General features: G+C 72.7%; 17 protein-coding genes and 1 pseudogene. 13 read left to right on the top strand and 5 right to left on the bottom strand.

The features are described from left to right. The first annotated feature begins 8 nt into the window (after nt 1-8). Together rlmN and ACLQ20_RS27095 are read left to right on the top strand one after the other, a co-directional pair. Nucleotides 9-1,160 carry a 23S rRNA (adenine(2503)-C(2))-methyltransferase RlmN gene (rlmN, locus tag ACLQ20_RS27100; protein WP_132232738.1) on the top strand — a complete coding sequence of 384 codons (1,152 nt, stop codon included), beginning with the start codon at nt 9-11 and terminating at the stop codon, nt 1,158-1,160. Between the two features lie 31 nt (nt 1,161-1,191). Further along, the gene (locus ACLQ20_RS27095; RefSeq protein ID WP_425858013.1) at nt 1,192-2,586 is read left to right on the top strand and encodes a DivIVA domain-containing protein; all 1,395 of its coding nucleotides are present in this window, start codon (nt 1,192-1,194) and stop codon (nt 2,584-2,586) included. 100 nt (nt 2,587-2,686) lie between these two features. Here ACLQ20_RS27095 and ACLQ20_RS27090 read toward each other — a convergent pair whose 3' ends face one another. Then, nucleotides 2,687-2,908, bottom strand: coding sequence for a DUF2631 domain-containing protein (locus ACLQ20_RS27090; protein ID WP_121396083.1), 222 nt, complete (start codon nt 2,906-2,908; stop codon nt 2,687-2,689). Nucleotides 2,909-3,214: 306 nt separating this feature from the next. Between ACLQ20_RS27090 and ACLQ20_RS27085 the strand changes: the two genes are divergently transcribed. After that, on the top strand, nt 3,215-4,798 hold the full coding sequence (locus ACLQ20_RS27085) for a Rieske 2Fe-2S domain-containing protein (protein ID WP_425858012.1): 1,584 nt from the start codon (nt 3,215-3,217) through the stop codon (nt 4,796-4,798). 112 nt (nt 4,799-4,910) lie between these two features. Then, complete coding sequence (locus ACLQ20_RS27080; protein ID WP_151456833.1) at nt 4,911-5,558, top strand: TMEM175 family protein; 648 nt, start codon at nt 4,911-4,913, stop codon at nt 5,556-5,558. On the opposite strand, the gene ACLQ20_RS27075 is transcribed toward ACLQ20_RS27080, so the two are convergent. Next, a complete protein-coding gene (locus ACLQ20_RS27075; protein WP_425858011.1) occupies nt 5,539-7,134 on the bottom strand; it encodes a phytoene desaturase family protein in 1,596 nt (531 codons plus the stop codon). The genes ACLQ20_RS27080 and ACLQ20_RS27075 overlap by 20 nt on opposite strands. Nucleotides 7,135-7,226: 92 nt before the next feature. Here ACLQ20_RS27075 and ACLQ20_RS27070 point away from each other — a divergent pair, with 92 nt between their 5' ends. Further along, nucleotides 7,227-7,880, top strand: a complete 654-nt coding sequence (locus ACLQ20_RS27070; protein WP_151456830.1) for a hypothetical protein — start codon at nt 7,227-7,229, stop codon at nt 7,878-7,880. Nucleotides 7,881-7,896: 16 nt separating this feature from the next. Here ACLQ20_RS27070 and ACLQ20_RS27065 read toward each other — a convergent pair whose 3' ends face one another. Then, nucleotides 7,897-8,622 carry a TetR/AcrR family transcriptional regulator gene (locus ACLQ20_RS27065; RefSeq protein ID WP_151456829.1) on the bottom strand — a complete coding sequence of 242 codons (726 nt, stop codon included), beginning with the start codon at nt 8,620-8,622 and terminating at the stop codon, nt 7,897-7,899. Nucleotides 8,623-8,723: 101 nt separating this feature from the next. On the opposite strand from ACLQ20_RS27065, the gene ACLQ20_RS27060 reads away from it, so the two are divergent. Next, nucleotides 8,724-10,907: an MMPL family transporter gene (locus ACLQ20_RS27060; protein WP_151456828.1), complete on the top strand. Its 2,184-nt coding sequence runs from the start codon at nt 8,724-8,726 to the stop codon at nt 10,905-10,907. A gap of 49 nt (nt 10,908-10,956) precedes the next feature. Then, nucleotides 10,957-11,229: pseudogene (locus tag ACLQ20_RS27055) on the top strand (translocation protein TolB); the annotation flags it as partial. Here ACLQ20_RS27055 and ACLQ20_RS27050 read toward each other — a convergent pair. Further along, nucleotides 11,208-12,062: a YhjD/YihY/BrkB family envelope integrity protein gene (locus ACLQ20_RS27050; protein WP_425858010.1), complete on the bottom strand. Its 855-nt coding sequence runs from the start codon at nt 12,060-12,062 to the stop codon at nt 11,208-11,210. The pseudogene ACLQ20_RS27055 and the gene ACLQ20_RS27050 overlap by 22 nt on opposite strands. Nucleotides 12,063-12,113: 51 nt before the next feature. Here ACLQ20_RS27050 and ACLQ20_RS27045 point away from each other — a divergent pair, with 51 nt between their 5' ends. Then, nucleotides 12,114-12,677 carry a GNAT family N-acetyltransferase gene (locus ACLQ20_RS27045; RefSeq protein ID WP_151456570.1) on the top strand — a complete coding sequence of 188 codons (564 nt, stop codon included), beginning with the start codon at nt 12,114-12,116 and terminating at the stop codon, nt 12,675-12,677. A 157-nt stretch (nt 12,678-12,834) separates the two neighbouring features. Here ACLQ20_RS27045 and ACLQ20_RS27040 read toward each other — a convergent pair whose 3' ends face one another. Next, nucleotides 12,835-14,151 (bottom strand): family 43 glycosylhydrolase, encoded by a 1,317-nt coding sequence (locus tag ACLQ20_RS27040; RefSeq protein WP_151456569.1) that lies wholly within the window; start codon nt 14,149-14,151, stop codon nt 12,835-12,837. 156 nt (nt 14,152-14,307) lie between these two features. Here ACLQ20_RS27040 and ACLQ20_RS27035 point away from each other — a divergent pair, with 156 nt between their 5' ends. The 5 genes from ACLQ20_RS27035 to ispG all read left to right on the top strand — a co-directional run bounded on the left by ACLQ20_RS27035 (nt 14,308) and on the right by ispG (nt 19,169). Next, complete coding sequence (locus ACLQ20_RS27035) at nt 14,308-14,673, top strand: hypothetical protein (RefSeq protein ID WP_425858009.1); 366 nt, start codon at nt 14,308-14,310, stop codon at nt 14,671-14,673. Nucleotides 14,674-14,993: 320 nt separating this feature from the next. Continuing rightward, nucleotides 14,994-15,479: a Uma2 family endonuclease gene (locus tag ACLQ20_RS27030; RefSeq protein WP_425858008.1), complete on the top strand. Its 486-nt coding sequence runs from the start codon at nt 14,994-14,996 to the stop codon at nt 15,477-15,479. Between the two features lie 43 nt (nt 15,480-15,522). Then, nucleotides 15,523-16,737, top strand: coding sequence for a 1-deoxy-D-xylulose-5-phosphate reductoisomerase (dxr, locus tag ACLQ20_RS27025; protein ID WP_151456566.1), 1,215 nt, complete (start codon nt 15,523-15,525; stop codon nt 16,735-16,737). After that, the gene (locus ACLQ20_RS27020) at nt 16,737-17,987 is read left to right on the top strand and encodes a M50 family metallopeptidase (protein ID WP_151456565.1); all 1,251 of its coding nucleotides are present in this window, start codon (nt 16,737-16,739) and stop codon (nt 17,985-17,987) included. The genes dxr and ACLQ20_RS27020 overlap by 1 nt, the downstream gene beginning before the upstream one ends. A 9-nt stretch (nt 17,988-17,996) precedes the next feature. Next, nucleotides 17,997-19,169 carry a flavodoxin-dependent (E)-4-hydroxy-3-methylbut-2-enyl-diphosphate synthase gene (ispG, locus tag ACLQ20_RS27015; RefSeq protein WP_089001519.1) on the top strand — a complete coding sequence of 391 codons (1,173 nt, stop codon included), beginning with the start codon at nt 17,997-17,999 and terminating at the stop codon, nt 19,167-19,169. Nucleotides 19,170-19,272: the final 103 nt, after the last annotated feature.

Here is a 19,272-nt window from a genome sequence, read left to right as displayed (position 1 = left end):
GACGCGCCATGACGAGCTTGCCCCTGATTCCCGCAGACCCCGACGCCCCCGGGCGGCGGCCCGCGATGCCTCCCCGTCACCTCGCCGATCTCGACCTCGCCGGCCGCCGCGCCCTGGTCGCCGAGCTGGGGGAGCCGGCGTTCCGCGCCAAGCAGGTCTCCACCCACTACTTCGGTCGGCTGGTGCGCGACCCGGGGCAGATGACCGACCTGCCGGCCGCCACCCGGGAGAAGCTCGCCGACCAGCTCCTGCCCCGGCTGCTCACCCCGGTCCGCGAGCTGGCCTGCGACGACGGCGCGACCCGCAAGGCGCTCTGGCGGCTGCACGACGGCTCGCTGGTGGAGAGCGTGCTGATGGGTTACCCGGACCGCGTCACCGTCTGCATCTCCAGCCAGGCCGGCTGCGGCATGGCCTGCCCGTTCTGCGCCACCGGGCAGGCGGGGCTGACCCGCAACCTCTCCACCGCCGAGATCGTCGACCAGGCGGTCTACCTGGCCGGGGTGGCCGCCTCCGGAGCGGTGGCGGGTTCGCCGCCGCGCCTGTCGCACGTGGTCTTCATGGGCATGGGCGAGCCGCTGGCCAACTACTCCCGAGTGGTCGCGGCGATCCGCCGGCTGGTCGCCCCGGCGCCCGAGGGGCTCGGGCTGTCGCAGCGCCACATCACGGTCTCCACGGTGGGCCTGGTCCCGGCCATCCGCCGACTGGCCAGCGAAGACCTCTCGGTGACCCTTGCGTTGTCGCTGCACGCCCCCGATGATGAGCTGCGCGACGAACTCGTGCCGGTCAACCAGCGCTGGAAGGTGTCCGAGGTGCTGGACGCGGCGTGGGACTACGCGGCCCGCACGGGGCGTCGGGTGTCGATCGAGTACGCCATGATCAGAGACGTGAACGACCAGCCGTGGAGAGCCGATCTGCTCGGGCGGCTGCTGGCCGGGAAGCTGACCCACGTGAACCTCATCCCCCTCAACCCGACTCCGGGCAGCCGTTGGGACGCCAGCCCCAAGCCGGTCGAGCGGGAGTTCGTCCGGCGGCTGCGCGAGGCCGGGGTGTCGACGACCGTGCGGGACACCCGGGGTCGCGAGATCGACGGAGCGTGCGGGCAACTCGCCGCCGCCGAGGACATTGACACCGACACCGACCGGGCCGGGGAGAAGGCGTGACCGGGCGTAGCGAACGAGACCAGGAGACATAGTGGCGAGTCAGGGTCAGCGTTTCCGGCGTAAGGCGCTCCGCCGGGGATACAAGGTCGACGAGGTCGACGCCTTCCTGGACCGGGTCGAGGCGACGCTCGACGGCCGGCCGGTGGGCGCCCCCGTCGCCTCCCAGGAGGTCCACGACGTCGTCTTCCGGGTCCGCTTCAACGGCTACGACGAGTGGCAGGTCGACCTGCACCTCGACCGGGTCGAGCGGCAGCTGGCCGAGCTGGAGGAGCGCGGTGGCGCCGGCGGCCGCGGCGGCGACCCCCGCGACGCCGACCGCCTCGGTCCGCCCGACCGCATGGGTCCGCCCGACCGGATGGGTCCTCCGGACCGCATGGGCCCGCCCGACCGCATGGGCCCGCCCGACCGCATGGGCCCCCCGGTGCGCGACGACCGTGGCATGTCGCCGGTCCCGCAGCCGATGCCGCCCCGGCCGATGCCGGCACAGGCCGGTCCGCCCGGCGACCGCTACGGCCGCTACGACGAGCCCACCGGTGCCTTCGCCGGTGGCTACGACGCCCCGCGGGGCGGCTACGAACCGCCGCGCGGCCCCGGTGGCCCCGGCGGACCCGGCCCGATGGGACCGGGCGCCCCGATGGGCCACGGCGCTCCGCCGCCGCGCGGCCTGCCCGCCGGCCCCAGCGGCTACGGCGACGGTCCCGGCAACTACGGCGATGGTCCCGGCAACTACGGCGACCGCCCCGGCAACTACGGTGACGGCCCCGGCGGTGGCTACGGCGACGGCCCCGGCAAGTACGGCGACGGTCCGGGCGGTGGCTACGGTGACGGCCCCGGCGGTGGCTACGGTGATGGTCCTGGCGGCTACGGCGATCGCCCGGGCGGCTACGGCGACGGTCCCGGTGGCTATGGGGACGAGCCGCGTTTCGACGGGTTCGAGGCCGGCCGGCGCGCTCGCGCCGACATGACCGCCGAGATCCGGATGCCTGAGCGGGACCCGCGTGACATGCGGGGCCGGGGCCCGGCCGGGCCGCCTCCGCAGCCGCAGCCGGGCTTCGGCGGCCCACCGCACGCCGGTCCGCCGGTGGGTGGTCCGCCGGTCGCTGGCCCACCCGTCGGTGGCCCACCCGTCGGTGGCCCGCCGCCGATGGTCGGCCCGCCGATGGCCGGCCCGCCCGGCAGCGACCTCTACCGCGTCGACCAGATCCGTCGCAGCTTCCAGGTGCGCCGGTTCGGCAGCGGGTACGACCCCGACCAGGTCGACCGGTTCTTCGACACGCTGCTGGGCGGCATGCAGGGGCGCAACCCGATGCCGGTGAACCCGAAGGAGCTGGACACGCTGCGCTTCGGGCTGGTGCCCGGTGGCTACTTCGAGGCCGAGGTCGACGCCGCGCTCAAGGACGTGCAGGACATCCTGTTCGGCCGCTGATCCGCGTACGGCGAGGGCCCGCTCCCCGGTCGGGGGCGGGCCCTCGTGCGTGTGGCCTCCGGCGCGCGGACCGGTGCGACGCCGGCTGACGCGGGTGCGGTCAGGACCGCAGGCCGTTGCGCCGCAGCACGGTGTCGCCGATGACGATGAGCAGCAGCAGCACGGCCAGGCCGATCAGCCAGATGTTCTCGACCCTGCCCTCGTGGTTGCCGCAGAGCATCGCCAGCAGGGCCAGCGCGGAGACCACCGCGCCGATCCGCCCGGACTTGCGGTGCCCGGGCTTGTGCTGGTCTGGCGACGTTACCGGCTCGCTTCCTGCCACTGTCGGTCCTTCCCTCGCGATCGGATCTCCGGTTAGTCTGGCACGCCTCGTGCCGGGCCCGGCGCTGGGTCCGACCGATGGGGCGGACCGCACGATCCGCACGGGCGCGGCGGGCGTCGGCCCGGGGTACGTACGAGGGCCGGCCGGGACTTCGGCACGGTGCCCGGCGTCGGGCAGGTGGCCGGGACCAAGGGCCCGGCTCGACCCGGGCGCATCGGCACTACCGGCGTCGCGGGTAGGTCGCCAGACTCCCTCCGGTAGCGTTTCTGGCGTACACCTTGTTTGTCGTTTTGAGGGGGAACTGCGGTGCGAGTGACCGGTACGGGGCACGCCAGCATGCGGATCGACACGGCCGCGGGCAGCATCCTGTGCGACCCGTGGGTCAATCCGGCCTATTTCGCCTCATGGTTCCCGTTTCCGGACAACTCCCTGCTCGACTGGGAGGCCCTCGGCGACGTCGACTATCTCTACGTGTCGCACCTGCACCGGGACCACTTCGACGCGGCGCACCTGAAGCGCTTCGTGTCGAAGGACGCCACCGTGCTGCTGCCCGCGTTCCCCACCTCCGAGATGGAGGACGAGCTGCGGGAGCTGGGCTTCACCAAGTTCCTGAAGGCGCCGAACGAGCAGGTCGTGGAGCTGGACGGCGGCCTGAAGATCATGATTCAGGCGCTGACCAGCCCGACCGACGGCCCGATCGGCGACTCGTCGCTGTGGGTGGAGTACGACGGGGTGCGGCTGCTCAACCAGAACGACGCCCGTCCCACCGACCTGAGTGCCTTCGCCGAGCTGGGCCACGTGCACGCGCACATGCTCCAGTTCTCCGGTGCGATCTGGTACCCGATGGTCTACGAGCTGCCGCAGGCGGCGAAGACGGCGTTCGGCAAGCAGAAGCGCGACCGGCAGTTCGACCGCACCTGGCGCTACATCGACGACCTGAAGGCCGACCACGTCTTCCCGATCGCCGGCCCGCCCTGCTTCCTCGACGACGAGCTGTGGCAGTTCAACGACATCCACGGCGACGAGGGCAACATCTTCCCCGACCAGTCGGTCTTCCTGAGCGAGTACGCCAAGGTCGGCGGCACCAACGGCGTCGTGCTGCTCCCGGGCAGCGTCGCGGAGATCACCACCTCCGGAGCCAGCACGACACACCCGGTGCCCGTGGAGGAGTTCTTCGCCAACAAGGTGGCCCACCTGGAGGAGATGCGCGAGCGCAAGCGGCCGGTCATCGAGGCCGAGAAGGCGTCCTGGCGGCACCCCGAGGTGGACGTGCTCAAGGAGATGCAGCGCCGGATCGAGCCCCTGCTTGAGGAGTCGATCTACCTGGCCAAGGGGGTCGGCGGCCCGGTCCGCTTCGACCTGGTCAGCTACGACGGCGAGAGCGTCGAGTCGATCGTGGTGGACTTCCCGGGCAAGCAGGTCCGGCCGTACGCCGACGAGAAGGTCCGCTACCGGTTCCGCACCGAGCGGGCGTTGATCGAGCACCTGCTGCACATCGGCGAGGTGGACTGGGTCAACTCCCTCTTCCTCTCCTGCCGCTTCTCGGCGGCCCGGATCGGCCAGTACAACGAGTTCGTCTACGCGTTCTTCAAGTGCCTCTCCACGGAGCGGCTCCAGTACGCCGAGGGCTGGTACGACGAGCACGAGCGGAGCACTGACGCCGAGGACATCACCCTCGGTGACTGGGTGGTGCAGCGGCGCTGCCCGCACCTGAAGGCGGACCTGACCCGGTTCGGCATCGTCGAGGGCGACCAGCTCACCTGCCAACTGCACGGCTGGAGGTTCGACCTGGCCAGCGGCCGGTGCCTGACCAGCGTCGGGCACAAGGTCCGGGCACACCGGGCCGGCGAGCAGCAGACCCCCGCCCCGGCGGGCGAGGCGGCCAGCTAACGGCGATTTCCCCGCGCCCGCCGCCCCCGCCGGGTGACCATCAGGTCGACGAGGGGGTGACGTGGCCGAGGGAGTGCGCAAGAGCGGCTACCGGTACCGACGTGACCGGGAGATGGTCCGGGACGCCTCCCGGGTGGAGACGTTCAGCGACGGCGTCTTCGCGGTCGTGCTGACGGTGATGGCCGTCGAACTGCTCCAGAACGGCCCGGCGAGGGCCGGTGGGAGGGAGCTTCCCGACGCCCTCGCCCACGCCTGGCCGTCCTACCTGGCGTATGTGATCACCTTCGGCATCGCCGGCCAGATCTGGCTCGGCCACCACAACATGTGGCGGTACGTGGTCCGGGTAGATCAGCTGCTGCTGGTGTTCAACCTGCTCGTGCTGCTCTTCGTGGCCGCGATCCCGTTCACCGCCGACCTGCTGTCGGACAACCTGCGCGGCGGGTCGACCGAGCAGCGGTTGACCGCCGCACTCTACTTCGGCACCGTGCTCGGCGAGTCGATCTTCTTCAACCTGAGCTGGTGGTGGGCACGGCGGCGAAGGCTGCTCCACCCCGATCTGGATCCCCGGCTGGCCCGTGCGGTGGCGCGGCGCCTGCTGCTGCGCCCACTGCTCTACCTGATCGCCTTCGCCTTCGTCTTCGTCAACGCGGTCCTCAGCCTTCTGCTCTACCTGCTGCTCCTCGGTCTCTCCCTCATTCACCGTCCCGGCGACCTGCCCCCCGCCGAGGCCGGCGGCGAGGTCAGCGGCCGAGGTCGGTGAGGACGCGGCGGGCGGCGTTGTGGCCGGCGGCGCCGATGACGCTGCCGGCCGGGTGGCAGCCGGCGCTGCCCGCGTAGACGCCGTCGACCCCGGTGGCGTACGGCATCCGGTCGGTGAACGAGACCGTGTTGTCGACGTGGTGGATGTGCCCGCCGGTGATGCCGAAGTGCGCCTCGATGCCGGGCGGCGGCAGCGGCACGGCGTCGGCGATCAGGTCGGCGGTGCCCGGGGCGTACCGCTCGCAGATGCCGATCAGGCGGTCGACGTAGCCGGGCAGCGCCTCGCCCCAGGTGGTGCCGGCCAGCTCGTACGGCACCGACTGCACGAAGAGCGCCGACGAGTGGTGCCCCCGGCCGTCGGACAGCGACGGGTCCACGGTGGTGTGCAGGTACCACTCGATGGTCGGCTCGGCGGGCAGCCGACCCGCCTGCACGTCCGCCCACATGGCGCGCAGCGCCGCCATCGGCGACTCGCCGCCCCCGCCGGTCAGGGACTCCGAGCCGGGCAGCAGGTGGATGGTCGAGCCGAACGGGCTCGGGGAGCCCCGGGGCAGGCAGGAGAAGCGGGGCAGCCCGGTCAGCGCCAGGTTGAGCTTGAGCGTGGTGCCGGGCCGGCGGACCGCCGCCATCCGCTCGGCCAGCGGCGCCGGGAGCGCGCCGTCGGGCAGCAGGTCCATCAGCCGGTACGGGTCGCACGCGCCGAGCACCACCCGCGCGCCGATCTCCCGCCCGTCGGCGAGTACGACCCCGCTGGCCGCGCCGCCGTCCAGGGTGATCGCATGCACCGGCGTGCCGGTGCGGATCGTCGCGCCGGCGGTCCGGGCGGCGTCGGCGAACGTACGCGACACGGTGCCCATCCCGCCCTCGGCGATCATCCACGTGCCGTCGGAGCCGGGCAGCCGGCACATGTTGTGGACGAGGAAGTTGTGCCCGGTGCCCGGGTCGTCGGGGCCGGCGTTGAGCCCGGAGAGGCCGTCGGTGACCGCGTACATGCTCATCAGGAGCTCGGAGCGGAAGTCGAAGCGGGCCAGGTGGTCGGCGACGGAGCCGCGGACGAGGTCGACGAAGACCTGCCGCAGCGCCGGCCGGACGTACCGCTCGGCGGTCTCCTCGACGGGCAGCGGCTCGGCCAGCCAGGCCGGGGCGAGGTCGTCACGCAGCGCGGCCAGCTCGGCCTGGAGGGCGTCGTCGGCGGCCACGTCGGCGGGGGAGAAGAACTCGGCGAGCTGCGCGCGGGTGGCCGCCGTGTCGCTGCCGAAGAGCAGGTACGGCGAGCCGGGGCCGCCGGGGGTGGGCAGGAAGTAGTGCGGGTCGCGGCGCAGCACGGGGATGCGCACGTCCAGCGTGGCGAGCAGTTCCGGCGGCATCAGCCCGAGCAGGTACGACCCGGTGGAGTGGCGCAGCCCCGGCACCTTCGGGAACGGCGCCTCGGTGCGGGTGGCCCCGCCGATGACGTCCGCCGCCTCCAGCACCAGCACGTCGAGCCCGGCGCGGGCGAGCAGGATCGCGGACACCAGACCGTTGTGCCCGGCGCCGACGATCACCACGTCGGCCCGGGGCGGCAGCTCGTCACCCATGCCGGTGGAGCCTAGCGCCCACAGGTCCCGCCGGTCAGCCCTTCCGCCGCCGGTCGGCCCTTCCGCCGCCGGTCGGCCTAGGCTTGCCTGCCATGGCAGCACCCTTCAGCGCGCCCACCCCCGCCCCGAACGCCACGGTGCTACCCACCGGACGGCGCCGTGCCCGGGTCGGCCTGCCGCTCTCCCTGTTCCTCGTCCTGGCCGGGATCGGCGGCCTCGTCGCGGCTGTCGCGGTCGTCGGCGGAAGCCATCAGCCACGGTCACCTGTGGCGGGGCTCGTCGCGGCGGGCACCCTGGCGGCGCTCGGTGTGCCGGGTGTCCTGCTCTTCGTGGTGTCCTGGCGGCAACGGCGGACGAGGATCCTCGTCGACCACATTGGCCTGTGGTTCGACAAGGGGGACCGGCGGAACGTCATCCCGTGGCACAGTCTCGCCGGCGTCGGCCTGTTCACGAGCCACGGGCACAAGGCCAGTTTCCACTCCCTGGAGCTGTACCCTACGGGCCACATCGACCGCGACGACCCGGTGCTGTGGACACTGGTGCGCGAGGAGGCGCCGTTCCGCCCCGGGCTGCCCCACCTGCGCCACCGTCTCCGTCTCGAGGCTGCCGACGTGCCCCTGGCGGTATCGGCGGTCCGCCACCACGCGCCGCACCTCTGGCTCGGTGAGTCCCGACGCGAGGGCAGCCACATCGGGCGCCCCGACCGCGCCGGGCACCGGGAGCGGACCCGGGCGCGGGGGCGGTAGCCGGACGCCAGCGAGGTCAGGACGGCGGGCTGTCGTCCGGGGGCGGGCCGGCCAGCAGTTGGGCGGCGAACGTCTCCAGTTCCAGCTCGAACAGCGCCTCGGCCTCGGTGACCGCCCAGTCGAACTGGTGGAAGACCTCCATGGCGACCAGCCCGTAGAGGCGGGTCCAGCCCGAGAGGAAGGCGTACGCGACCTCGATCGGCACCTCGCCGTGGCTGAGCCGCAGCGGCTCCAGCCGCCCGTCCAGGTGCCGCCGGAGCAGTTCGCCGGGCGGGGTGCGGAAGGGGGAGCGGCGCCACAGGTCGAGGATCGGCTGGATGAAGACCGCGCCGAGGCGGGCGCCGGGGTGGTCCGGGGTGGCGTGGCCGCCGACGAAGGCGGTCCGTCCCGGGACGGGGGCGCCGAAGATCAGCCCGAACTCGGCGGGGTGCGCCAGCGACCAGGCGCGGAACGCCCGGGACATGGCCAGCAACCGCGCGACCGGCTCGCCCCCGGCGTCGTCCCCAGCCGCCTCCAGCCGCAGCCGCAGCTCGTTGTAGAGGTCGGCGGCGAGGTCCGCGACCAGCGCCTCCAGGCTCGGGAAGTAGCGGTAGATGGCCGGCGCCGTCATGCCCATGTCGCGGGCGATGGCCCGCAGCGAGATCGCGTCGATCCCACCCGTCACCAGCAGACGGCGTGCCCCGTCCTTGATCTCGGCGACGGTCGCCGTGCGCAGGCGTTCCCGCCGAGTGGGTGCGGCCATCGACAACCACCTTGACCAGAGGAAACACCGTTGCGATAGTTAACGGCGTTCACTGAAATTAGCGATGGTAGCAGCTTAGCCATCTGTGGAGGGAGAGGCGAATGTTCGCCTGGTGGGGACACATGGTGGTGCGGCTGCGCTGGGCGGTGCTGGCCGCCGCCCTGGTGCTGGTCGCTGTCGGATCGACCTGGGGGGCGGGTGTCTTCGGGCAACTGACCGGGGGTGGCTTCGACGACCCGGCCAGCGAGTCCAGCCGGGCCGCCGAACGGATCGACCGCGAGCTGGGGCCGCAGGGCGCAGACCTGGTGGTGCTCTGGTCCAGCGACACGGCGTCCGTCGACCAGCCGGCCTTCCGCGACCCGGTCACGGCCACCGTCACGGGGCTGCGCGCGCGTTCCGAGATCACCAGCGTCACCACCTGGTACGACACGCAGGCCCCCGCGCTGCTCTCCACAGACCGCCGGGCCACCTACGCGCTGATCCAGCTCCGGGCCGCTGACAAGGACGACAAGACCGCCGCGTACGAGGAGCTGCGGCCGGCCCTCGACGCGCCCGGCGTACGGACCGAGGTCGGCGGCGCGACGGCTGCCCTGCACGAGTCGAACACCCAGACGACCAAGGACATCACCCGCGCGGAACTGCTCTCCATGCCGGTGCTGCTGGTGCTGCTCGTGCTGATCTTCGGCGGGCTGGTGGCCGCGTCGACGCCCCTGCTGATCGGCGGGCTGGCCATCCTCGGCGCGTTCGTCACCGTCCGGCTGGTCACCCTGGTCACCGACGTGTCGGTCTTCGCCATCAACGTCATCACCCTGATCGGCCTGGGCATGGCGGTCGACTACTCCCTCTTCGTGGTCAGCCGGTTCCGCGAGGAGCTGGCGGCCGGCCACGACACCCCCGCCGCGATCCGGCGCACCATGCTCACGGCGGGGCGTACGGTGCTGGTCTCCGGGCTCACCATCGCGCTCGCCATGGCCAGCCTGCTGATCTTCCCTCAGGCGTTCCTGCGCTCGATGGGCCTCGGCGGGATCGCCGCCGTGCTGGTCGCCATGCTGGCGGCGCTGACCGTGCTGCCGGCCCTGCTCGCGGTGCTCGGCCGTCGGATCGACGCGCTGCGCGTACCGCTGCCGTGGCGGCGTGGGGCGCGCGGCGGGCGGCCGACGGCGGGGGAGACGGGCGGCGCCTGGGCCCGCATCGCGCACAGCGTGATGCGCCGCCCGGTGCGCTACCTGGTCGGGGTGACCGTGCTGCTCGCGGTGCTGGCCGCGCCGTTCCTGGGGGTCTCCTTCGGCGGGTTCGACGACCGGGTGCTGCCCCCGGACGCCGAGCCCCGGGTCGTCTCCGAGCGGGTCGCCGCGGAGTTCGCCGGCGGCACGATCTCGCCGATCGACGTGCTGGTCTCCGGGGCGTCTCCGGAACAGGCGCAGCCCTTCGCCGACCGGGTGGCCGCCGTGCCCGGCGTGACCGGGGTGCAGGTGGCGGCCAACCGGGGCACGTCGACGCTGCTGACCGTGACCTACCCGGGCGAGCCGGCCGGCGACACCGCGCAGGACGTGGTCCGGGCGCTGCGCGACCTGCCCGCGCCGGACGGCGCCCAGGTGCTCGTCGGCGGCCGGCCCGCCGTCGACCTCGACCTGATCGACGGCCTCGGCGACCGGCTGCCCTGGATGGCCCTGCTGATGGCCGCCGCGACCCTGGTGCTGCTGTTCCTCGCCTTCGGCTCGCTGGTGCTGCCGGTCAAGGCGGTGCTGATGAACCTGGTGTCGATCGGCGCGTCGTTCGGGGTGGTGGTCTGGATCTTCCAGGACGGTCACTTCGCCGACCTGCTCGGCTTCACCCCGACCGGGTTCATCGAGCCCAGCAACCCGATCCTCATGCTCGCCGTGCTCTTCGGGCTGGCCACCGACTACGAGGTGTTCCTGCTCTCCCGGGTACGCGAGGAGTGGGACCGCACGGGCGACAACACCGCCTCGGTGGCGGCCGGGCTCCAGCACACCGGGCGGATCATCACCGCCGCCGCGCTCCTGCTGATCATCGTGGTGGCCGGCTTCGCCACCGGCGAGATGGCGTACATCAAGCTCATCGGGATCGGCATGATCGTGGCGATCGTGGTGGACGCGACGCTGGTCCGGGCGCTGCTGGTGCCGGCCACGATGCGGTTGCTCGGCCACTGGAACTGGTGGGCTCCCGCCCCGCTCGCCCGCTTCCACCGCCGCTTCGGCCTGCACGAGTCCGCCGAGCCTGAGCCGGCGGCCCCGGAGACCCGTCACGCCGAGTTCACCAAATAGAGGCTTCCGTCGATGCCCCGTCGGCCCTGGCGTCGACGGGGCATCGGACCTGCCGGACCGGGACGGCTTTCCGGTGCCGACCCGCCGGCAGGTCGGCGCCGCACGGCACTTCGACGGCGGCGAGGGCTGCTGGTGCGACCGGGGCACCTGCTGGTTCACCACCAAGGGCGCCAACCGGGTGTGGGCGTACGACGCGGTGAACCAGCGCTTCGACCTGGCCTACGACGACTCGCTGGTGCCGGCGGGCGCCGCGCCGCTGACCGGGGTGGACAACATCACCGGCACGGCCGGCGGAGACCTCTACGTCGCCCGGTCGGCGGGCGGGGGGGCGGCGCGGCGGGCGCGCCAGGCGGAGAGGGCGAGGGTGGCGGAGTAGCCGGCCAGCACGATCACGTGGAAGAGGTAGAGCCAGAGCAGGACCGCCACCCCCGCGCCGATTTCGTCGAAGCCCCCGAAGGGCACCCCCAGGTCGATCGGGAGCGAGGCGAAGAGCACGAAGCCGTGCAGGAAGCCGGAGAGGTTCGCCGCGGTGAACGACCCGACGCCCAGCGCGGAGAGCCAGTCCGGCGACGCCGGGCCGACCACCCGGAACAGCCAGAGCAGCACCGGGGTGAGCACCAGCCAGACCGCCAGGAACGACAGCACCACCCCCAGCGCGCCGGTCCAGCCGCCCTGCCGGACCAGGCCGGTGGTCGTGGGCAGCGCCAGCAGGATCGACAGCAGCAGGGCCGGGGCCGGCGCCAGCAGCGGCAGCAGCAGCAGCCGGCCCCGCCAGCCGACCAGCGACTCCTCGCTGCGCGGCACGGCGACCGAGACGAAGGCGCGGCGCAGCCCCTCGCCGTAGAGCGACGCCGGCAGCAGCGACGCCAGCGCCAGCAGCGGGGTCAGGCCCACCCCGGCCTCGACGAGCGCCTGCACCGCGTGGGGCGCGCCGATCGCGTCCGGCAGCGTCTCCACGGCGTGCGAGGTGAGCCGGCGTACCTGCTCGGCGCCCGCCAGCAGCGAGGTCAGCCAGATCGCCAGCAGGGCCACCGGCACCACCGCGATCGCCCCGTAGAAGGTGATGGCGGCGGCGTGCAGGGACAGGTCCCGGCCCCGCAGCGGGCGGAACGCCGCACTGGTGACCCGCTTCGCCCGTTGCCATCCGCCGCCCATCGCGGCTTCTTTCCCCGTACCGCCCCGCGTCACTCATTATGATCACGGGCCATGAGCGTTCTCACCACCCAGCGCCTGGTGCTGCGGGAGTGGACCGTGGGCCCGGCCGACCTGGCCAGGATCTTCGACATCTACTCCCGGCCCGAGGTCACCCGCTGGCTGGGCGCGCCCGGCCTGCCGCTGACCGACCCGGCGCAGGCCGCCGACCGGCTCGCGATGTGGCGGGAGCGGCACGCGGGGCACGGCGGCCGGTACGGCACCTGGGCGATCGAGGTCCGCGACACCGGCGTGGTCGCCGGCACGGTGCTGCTCAAGCCGCTGCCCGGGCGGGACGAGGGCACGCTGACCGAGGACATCGAGGTGGGCTGGCACCTGCACCCCGACTCGTGGGGCCACGGGTACGCCACCGAGGCGGCCCGCGCCCTGGTGGCCCGGGAGTTGGCGACCGGCACCCGGGAGGTCTACGCGGTGGTGGCGCCGGGCAACGAGGCGTCCATGGCGGTGGCCCGCCGCCTCGGTATGACCCACGTCGGCCGCCGCACGGACTGGTACGGCGGCGAGGAACTGGAGACCTTCGTGCTGACCGGTGGGGTCACCGCGCCCGGACCCAGGTGATGAAGCGGTCGGTGAGGCCGTCCCGCCGGACCGAGATCTTGGTAAGAGAGCGCCCCTCCAGGGGCCGTTTCCTACCAAGATCTCGGGGAGCCGGCGGGCTCGGGCGGCCGGCCGCCCAGCCGAGGCCGGCCGGGGCCGGGGCGGGCGGGGCAGCCGGTTACGCCACCTCGACGAAGTCGAGTTCCGCCCAGCGGCTCAGGTGGGTGAACCGGAGCGTGTTGAAGCCCGCGTTGAGCGTGACGTCGACGCCCACCTGCCGCCAGACGTCCCAGCCCGTGTTGGGGTAGGTGACGACCTTCGGGTTCGCGCCGTTGACCGTCAGCGTGTGCTGGGCGTCGCCGTATCCGGCCGCGTAGGCCACGTGGGCGCGGTACCCGCCGGCCCGGGGCGCGAAGACGGTCACCTCGACCCAGCTGTCCGCGTAGTCGATGTACGCCACCACCTGGCCCTGCGACGTGTTCGGGGCGGCGCGCACCCCGCAGTGGTTGAGCGCGCCGCGCTCGGCCTCGTAGCGCACCCGGCTGCCCCGCACCACGGGGTTGCCGCCGGCCCAGCCCAGCGCCGCCACGTACATGCCGCGGGCGGAGTAGTTGTTGATCCAGCCGTGGAAGACGATGTGGTCGCCGCCGGCCTCGCGGACCACGTCCGCGCCGCCCGGCCCCCGCACGGCAGAGTCCAGCGACGCCGTGGTCATCAGCGAGCGGTACGCCTTCGTGTACGGGCCGGTCAGCGAGGTCGACGTGGCGTAGCTGGTCTGGTAGCCGTCGCCGCCGTAACCGCCGAGGGAGTAGAACAGCACGTACTGCGCGCCGACCTTGGTCAGCACCGGCGCCTCGATGATGCCCGCCTCCTCGGCGCGACCGCTGCGCAGCAGCTCCACCCGGGCGCCCTGGAGGGTCACCCCGTCGGCCGCGACCCGTTGCAGCCAGAGGCTCGTCGGCTGGCCGATGGCGTTGCCGTCGTCCTTGTAGAGCAGGTAACGCAGGCCGGTGCTGTCGGTGAAGCTCGCCGCGTCGATGTCGCCGCCCTCGCCGGCGTTGCAGACCAGCGGTCCGGTGCCGACGGAGGTGAACGGCCCGAGCGGCGACGTGGCCAGCGCGGCGCCGAGGCACTGCCGGCCGGTGGCCCGGCTGCGGGCGGTGTAGTAGAGCAGGTAGCGCCCGTCGGCCCGCTGTGACACGTCGGGCGCCCAGGTCAGGCCCCCGTTGGCCCAGGCGCCGAGGGTCGGCATCGCGTCGGCCCGCCTGGTCCACGCTCCGGTCAGTGAGCTGGCCGTGGCGACCGGGACGTTGCCGTGGCCGTTGTTCGTCGAGTACGCGTAGTAGGTGCTGCCGAACTTGACGACGTCGGGGTCGGGGAAGTCGCTGGCGATGACCAGCGAGGGGGTGGCGGTGGCAGCCTGGGCCACGCCCGGGCTGACGAGCAGGGGAGCGGCGACCAGCAGGGCCGCCAGCCAGACGAGACCTCTTCGCATGACGGAAGTCAACCACAGTCATCGATGTACTGAAAGTTTCCTGCGGGCGGATCCGGCGCACTGTTCCGGGTTCCGTCGCCACCTGACCGCCCAGGATCCTGTCGGATCGCCGGGCTACCCTCACCGAGCTTCCGAGAGATTTGCGAGGGGTTACGGATGACGGTGCTCGACGAGGAGACCCGGCGGTTCGTGCAGCAGGCCGTGGTGCTGCCGCCCAAGGCCCTCGCGCAGGCGTGGGAACGTCTGCTCGATCTGCATCCGCAGGGCGGTCGGGCGGCACGCGACGCTGTCAGGGTCTCCGCCGCACAGAACTCGGAGATCGACAACGCGGTGCGGTCGGGGTTGCGGGCGCGGCTGGCGGACCTCGACGCCCACTCGCCGGACCTGTTCTCGGACGCCATAGTTGTCACGGGCAGCGTGGCCCGCGCCATTCAGGCCCGAAGCAACTTGACCGGCGAGCAGTACCAGCTGCTCACCGAGCCGTTCACCGCCGTCGGCATGGCGGTGCCGGAACACCGCTGACGGCGTCGACTGGTCGAGTGGCGGGCCCGTCGATCGCCTGCGCGTGTCCGGCGTCGGACCAGGCGTGCGATCCCGTGCGGCGGGGGCTGCGGCGGCTAGGCTGGACTGCGCAGAATGTCCGCTGAGGGGGTGAGCCCGGATGGCCGAGGCGGCTTTCGCGCCCGAACCCGCGCCGCAGCCCACCGAGCCGTCGTTCGACGTGCTGAGGTGGCGCGACGAGCCGTGGACCGCCCAGCTCGCCCTCGACCTGTTGCCGGAGACCAACGGCCCCAAGGTTGAGGTCCTGAGCGGAAGCGTGATCGTGACGCCACCTGCCGGTTATGACCATCAGGACGCGGAGTTGGATCTCGCGTACCTTTCTCAAGCAGGCGGCCCGCCGGGCCAAGCTGTGGCTCTACCTCGAGGCGAACGTCGTCTCGGGCGACGACCTCTTCATCCCGGACATCGTCATTCTCGACGTGCCGGGTGGCGGGCGGACGACGATGGACATCGGGCACGCCGTGCTGCTCGGTGAGATCGTGTCGCCTGGCAACCGTCGCAAGGACGTCATCGACCGGCCGCGGGAGTACGCCACCGCTGGCGTGCCGTTCTTCCTCCGCGTCGATCTGCGGAACCGGGTGCCCACCATCGCGTTGTTCGAGCTCGTCGAGGGGGAGTACCGGCCGGTGGCGGCCGCCGCCGCAGGTACCCGGTTCGTCATGAGGAAGCCGTTCGCGTTCGCCGTCGACCCGGCCGACCTCCTCGACGAGGAGGCGCCCGAGGGAGACGAGGAAGCGCCGGAGGGGCAGGCCGACGCCGAGGGTTGAGGCTCCCAGCGGGGGCACAGCGACGGTGGGGAAGAATGGCCCGGTGACTTCGCCCCGGGAACTCGTCCTGCTCGGCTCCACCGGTTCGGTCGGCACACAGGCCATCGACATCGTGCGGCGCAACCCGGACCGGTTCCGGGTGGTGGCGCTCGGCGCCGGTGGCGGCAACGTCGAGCTGCTCGCGGCCCAGGCCCTCGAACTGCGCGTCGACGCGGTCGGCGTGGCGAAGGCGTCCGCCGCGCAGGACCTCCAGCTCGCCTTCTACGCCGAGGCGAGCCGGCGCGGCTGGGCCACCGGCGACTTCAAGCTTCCCAAGATCGTGGCCGGCCCGGACGCGATGGCCGAGCTGGCGCAGTGGCCCTGCGACGTCGTGCTCAACGCGGTGGTCGGCTCGCTCGGGCTCGCGCCGACGCTGGCCGCGCTGCGCGCCGGGCGTACGCTCGCGCTCGCCAACAAGGAGTCGCTCGTGGCCGGCGGCTCCCTGGTCAGGGCGGCGGTGACACGGCCGGAGCAGATCGTCCCCGTCGACTCGGAGCACTCGGCGCTGGCGCAGTGCCTGCGCGGCGGTGGCCGGGGCGAGGTGCGGCGGCTGGTCGTCACCGCCAGCGGCGGCCCGTTTCGGGGCCGGCGCCGCGACGAGTTGACGCAGGTCACGCCCGAGCAGGCGCTCGCCCACCCGACCTGGAACATGGGGCCGGTCGTCACGATCAACTCCGCCTCGATGGTCAACAAGGCGCTGGAGGTGATCGAGGCGCACGAGCTGTTCGACGTGCCGTACGCCGACATCGCCGTGATGGTGCACCCGCAGTCGGTGATCCACTCGATGGTCGAGTTCACCGACGGCTCCACCCTCGCCCAGGCCAGCCCGCCGGACATGCGGCTGCCGATCGCGCTCGGTCTCGGCTGGCCCGACCGGGTGCCCGACGCCGCCGCCGCCGTCGACTGGACCAGGGCACACACCTGGGAGTTCGCGCCGCTGGACGACGAGGCGTTCCCGGCCGTCGCGCTGGCCAAGGCCGCCGGCGAGGCCGGCCGCTGCCGGCCGGCGATCTACAACGCGGCGAACGAGGAGTGCGTGGCCGCCTTCGTGGCCGGCCGGCTGCCCTTCCTCGGCATCGTCGACACCCTCCGACGGGTGCTGGAGGACGCTCCCGACTTCGACGAACCAGGTACCGTCGAGGACGTGCTCGCGGCGGAGTCGTGGGCGCGCGCGCACGCGCAGGAGATCATCATCGCGGGTTCGGTGGAAGGAGCTTGATGGCGTACCTGCTCGGGGTGGTGCTCTTCGCCCTCGCGATCCTCATCTCGGTGAGCCTGCACGAGGCGGGACACATGCTCACCGCCAAGGCGTTCGGGATGAAGGTCACCAAGTACTTCGTCGGATTCGGCCCCACCCTCTGGTCCTTCAAGCGGGGCGAGACCGAGTACGGCGTCAAGGGCATCCCGCTCGGCGGCTTCTGCAAGATCGTCGGGATGACCCCCCAGGACGACGACGTCGACCCGGCCGACGAGCCGCGCGCGATGTGGCGGTTCCCGGTGTGGAAGCGGACGATCGTGATGTCCGCCGGCTCGATCACCCACTTCGCCCTCGCCGTGGTCGCACTCTGGATCATGGCGGTCAGCGTCGGCCTGCCCAACCCGCAGTTCCCCAGCACCGAGGCCGAGATCCGCAAGGAGCCGGCGGTCATCCAGCTGTCGAAGTGCGTGGTCCCGGAGAACACCCTGCGCGAGTGCACCACCGCCGATCCCGCCAGCCCCGCCGCCCAGGCGCAGCTGCGCGACGGCGACCGGATCACCGGGATCAACGGCACGCCGATCAACGACTACGGGCAGCTGCTCACCACCCTGCGCGCCCTCAAGCCGGGCGACACGGCGCAGATCGCGTACGTCCGCGACGGCCAGCCGGCCACGACGAGCACGGTGCTCGCGCAGACCCAGCGGCCCCCGCTCGACGACCCGAGGGGCCAGGTCGCCGCGGTCGCCGCGCTCGGCGTGGGCCTCGTGCCCAGCACCCCGCTGCGGGTGACGTACGGGCCGGTCGGCGCGGTCGGCGCGACCGCCGACTTCACCGGCGACATGGCGGTGAACACCTTCGAGGCGATGAAGCGCATCCCGGAGAAGGTGCCGGCCCTCTGGACGGCGATCACCGGCGGCGAGCGGGACATCGACACCCCGATCAGCGTGGTCGGCGCCAGCCGGCTCGGCGGCGAGTTCGTGGAGAACAAGGCCTGGATCGGGTTCTTCATGCTGTTCGTCGCGCTGAACTTCTTCATCGGCGTGTTCAACCTGCTGCCGCTGCTGCCGCTCGACGGCGGGCACATCGCCATCGCCTGGTTCGAGCGGGCCCGGTCCTGGCTCTACGCCCGCATCGGCCGCGCCGACCCCGGGCGCGTCGACTACCTCAAGCTCATGCCCCTCACGTACGCGGTGATCCTGATCGGTGGCGTGTTCACGCTGCTGACCATCACCGCGGACGTCGTCAACCCGATCACGCTCTTCTCAAGGTGAGTGCCTGAAGTGACCGCTGTCAGTCTCGGTATCCCCGCCGTGCCGCCCCCGCCGCTCGCCCCGCGCCGGGTCAGCCGCCAGATCATGGTCGGTCCGGTGCCGGTCGGTGGGGGCGCGCCGGTGTCGGTGCAGTCGATGACCACCACCCTCACCTCCGACGTCAACGCCACACTCCAGCAGATCGCCGAGCTGACCGCGTCCGGCTGCCAGATCGTCCGGGTCGCCGTGCCCAGCCAGGACGACGTGGAGGCGCTGCCCGCGATCGCGAGGAAGTCGCAGATCCCGGTGATCGCCGACATCCACTTCCAGCCGAAGTACGTCTTCGCCGCGATCGACGCCGGCTGCGCGGCGGTCCGGGTCAACCCGGGCAACATCCGCCAGTTCGACGACAAGGTCAAGGAGATCGCCAAGGCGGCCGGCGACGCGGGCGTGCCCATCCGGATCGGCGTCAACGCCGGCTCGCTGGACAAGCGGCTGCTCGCCAAGTACGGCAAGGCCACCGCCGAGGCGCTCGTCGAGTCGGCGCTGTGGGAGTGCTCGCTGTTCGAGGAGCACGGCTTCCGCGACATCAAGATCTCGGTCAAGCACAACGACCCGGTGGTGATGATCCGGGCGTACCGCCAGCTCGCCGAGAAGTGCGACTACCCGCTGCACCTCGGCGTCACCGAGGCCGGCCCGGCCTTCCAGGGCACCATCAAGTCGGCGGTCGCCTTCGGCGCGCTGCTGGCCGAGGGGATCGGCGACACGATCCGGGTCTCCCTGTCGGCCCCGCCGGTGGAGGAGATCAAGGTCGGCAACCAGATCCTGGAGTCGCTCGGGCTGCGCGAGCGGGGCCTGGAGATCGTCTCCTGCCCGTCCTGCGGCCGAGCCCAGGTCGACGTCTACAAGCTGGCCGAGGAGGTCACCGCCGGCCTGGAGGGGCTGCCGGTGCCGCTGCGGGTCGCCGTGATGGGCTGCGTCGTGAACGGCCCGGGCGAGGCCCGCGAGGCCGACCTCGGGGTGGCCTCCGGCAACGGCAAGGGCCAGATCTTCGTCAAGGGCAAGGTCGTCAAGACCGTGCCCGAGGCGCAGATCGTGGAGACCCTGATCGAGGAGGCGCTGCGCATCGCCGACGAGATGGGCGCCGAGCTGCCCGAGGAGCTGCGCGGCCTGCTCCCCGGCGCCACCGTCAGCGTGCACTGACCCACCGCGCCGTCGCGGGGCGGGCCCCCCCCCCCCCCCCCCCCGCCCCGGGCCCCGCCCCCGCCCCCGGCGGGGGCGCCCCCGGGGCCCCCCCGCGGCCGCG

Source organism: Micromonospora sp. DT46 (assembly GCF_049841735.1).
Classification (GTDB): Bacteria; Actinomycetota; Actinomycetes; order Mycobacteriales; family Micromonosporaceae; genus Micromonospora; species Micromonospora reichwaldensis.
The sequence above is the reverse complement of the archived record's forward strand: the minus strand, read 5'-3'. Positions and strand labels throughout refer to the sequence as shown.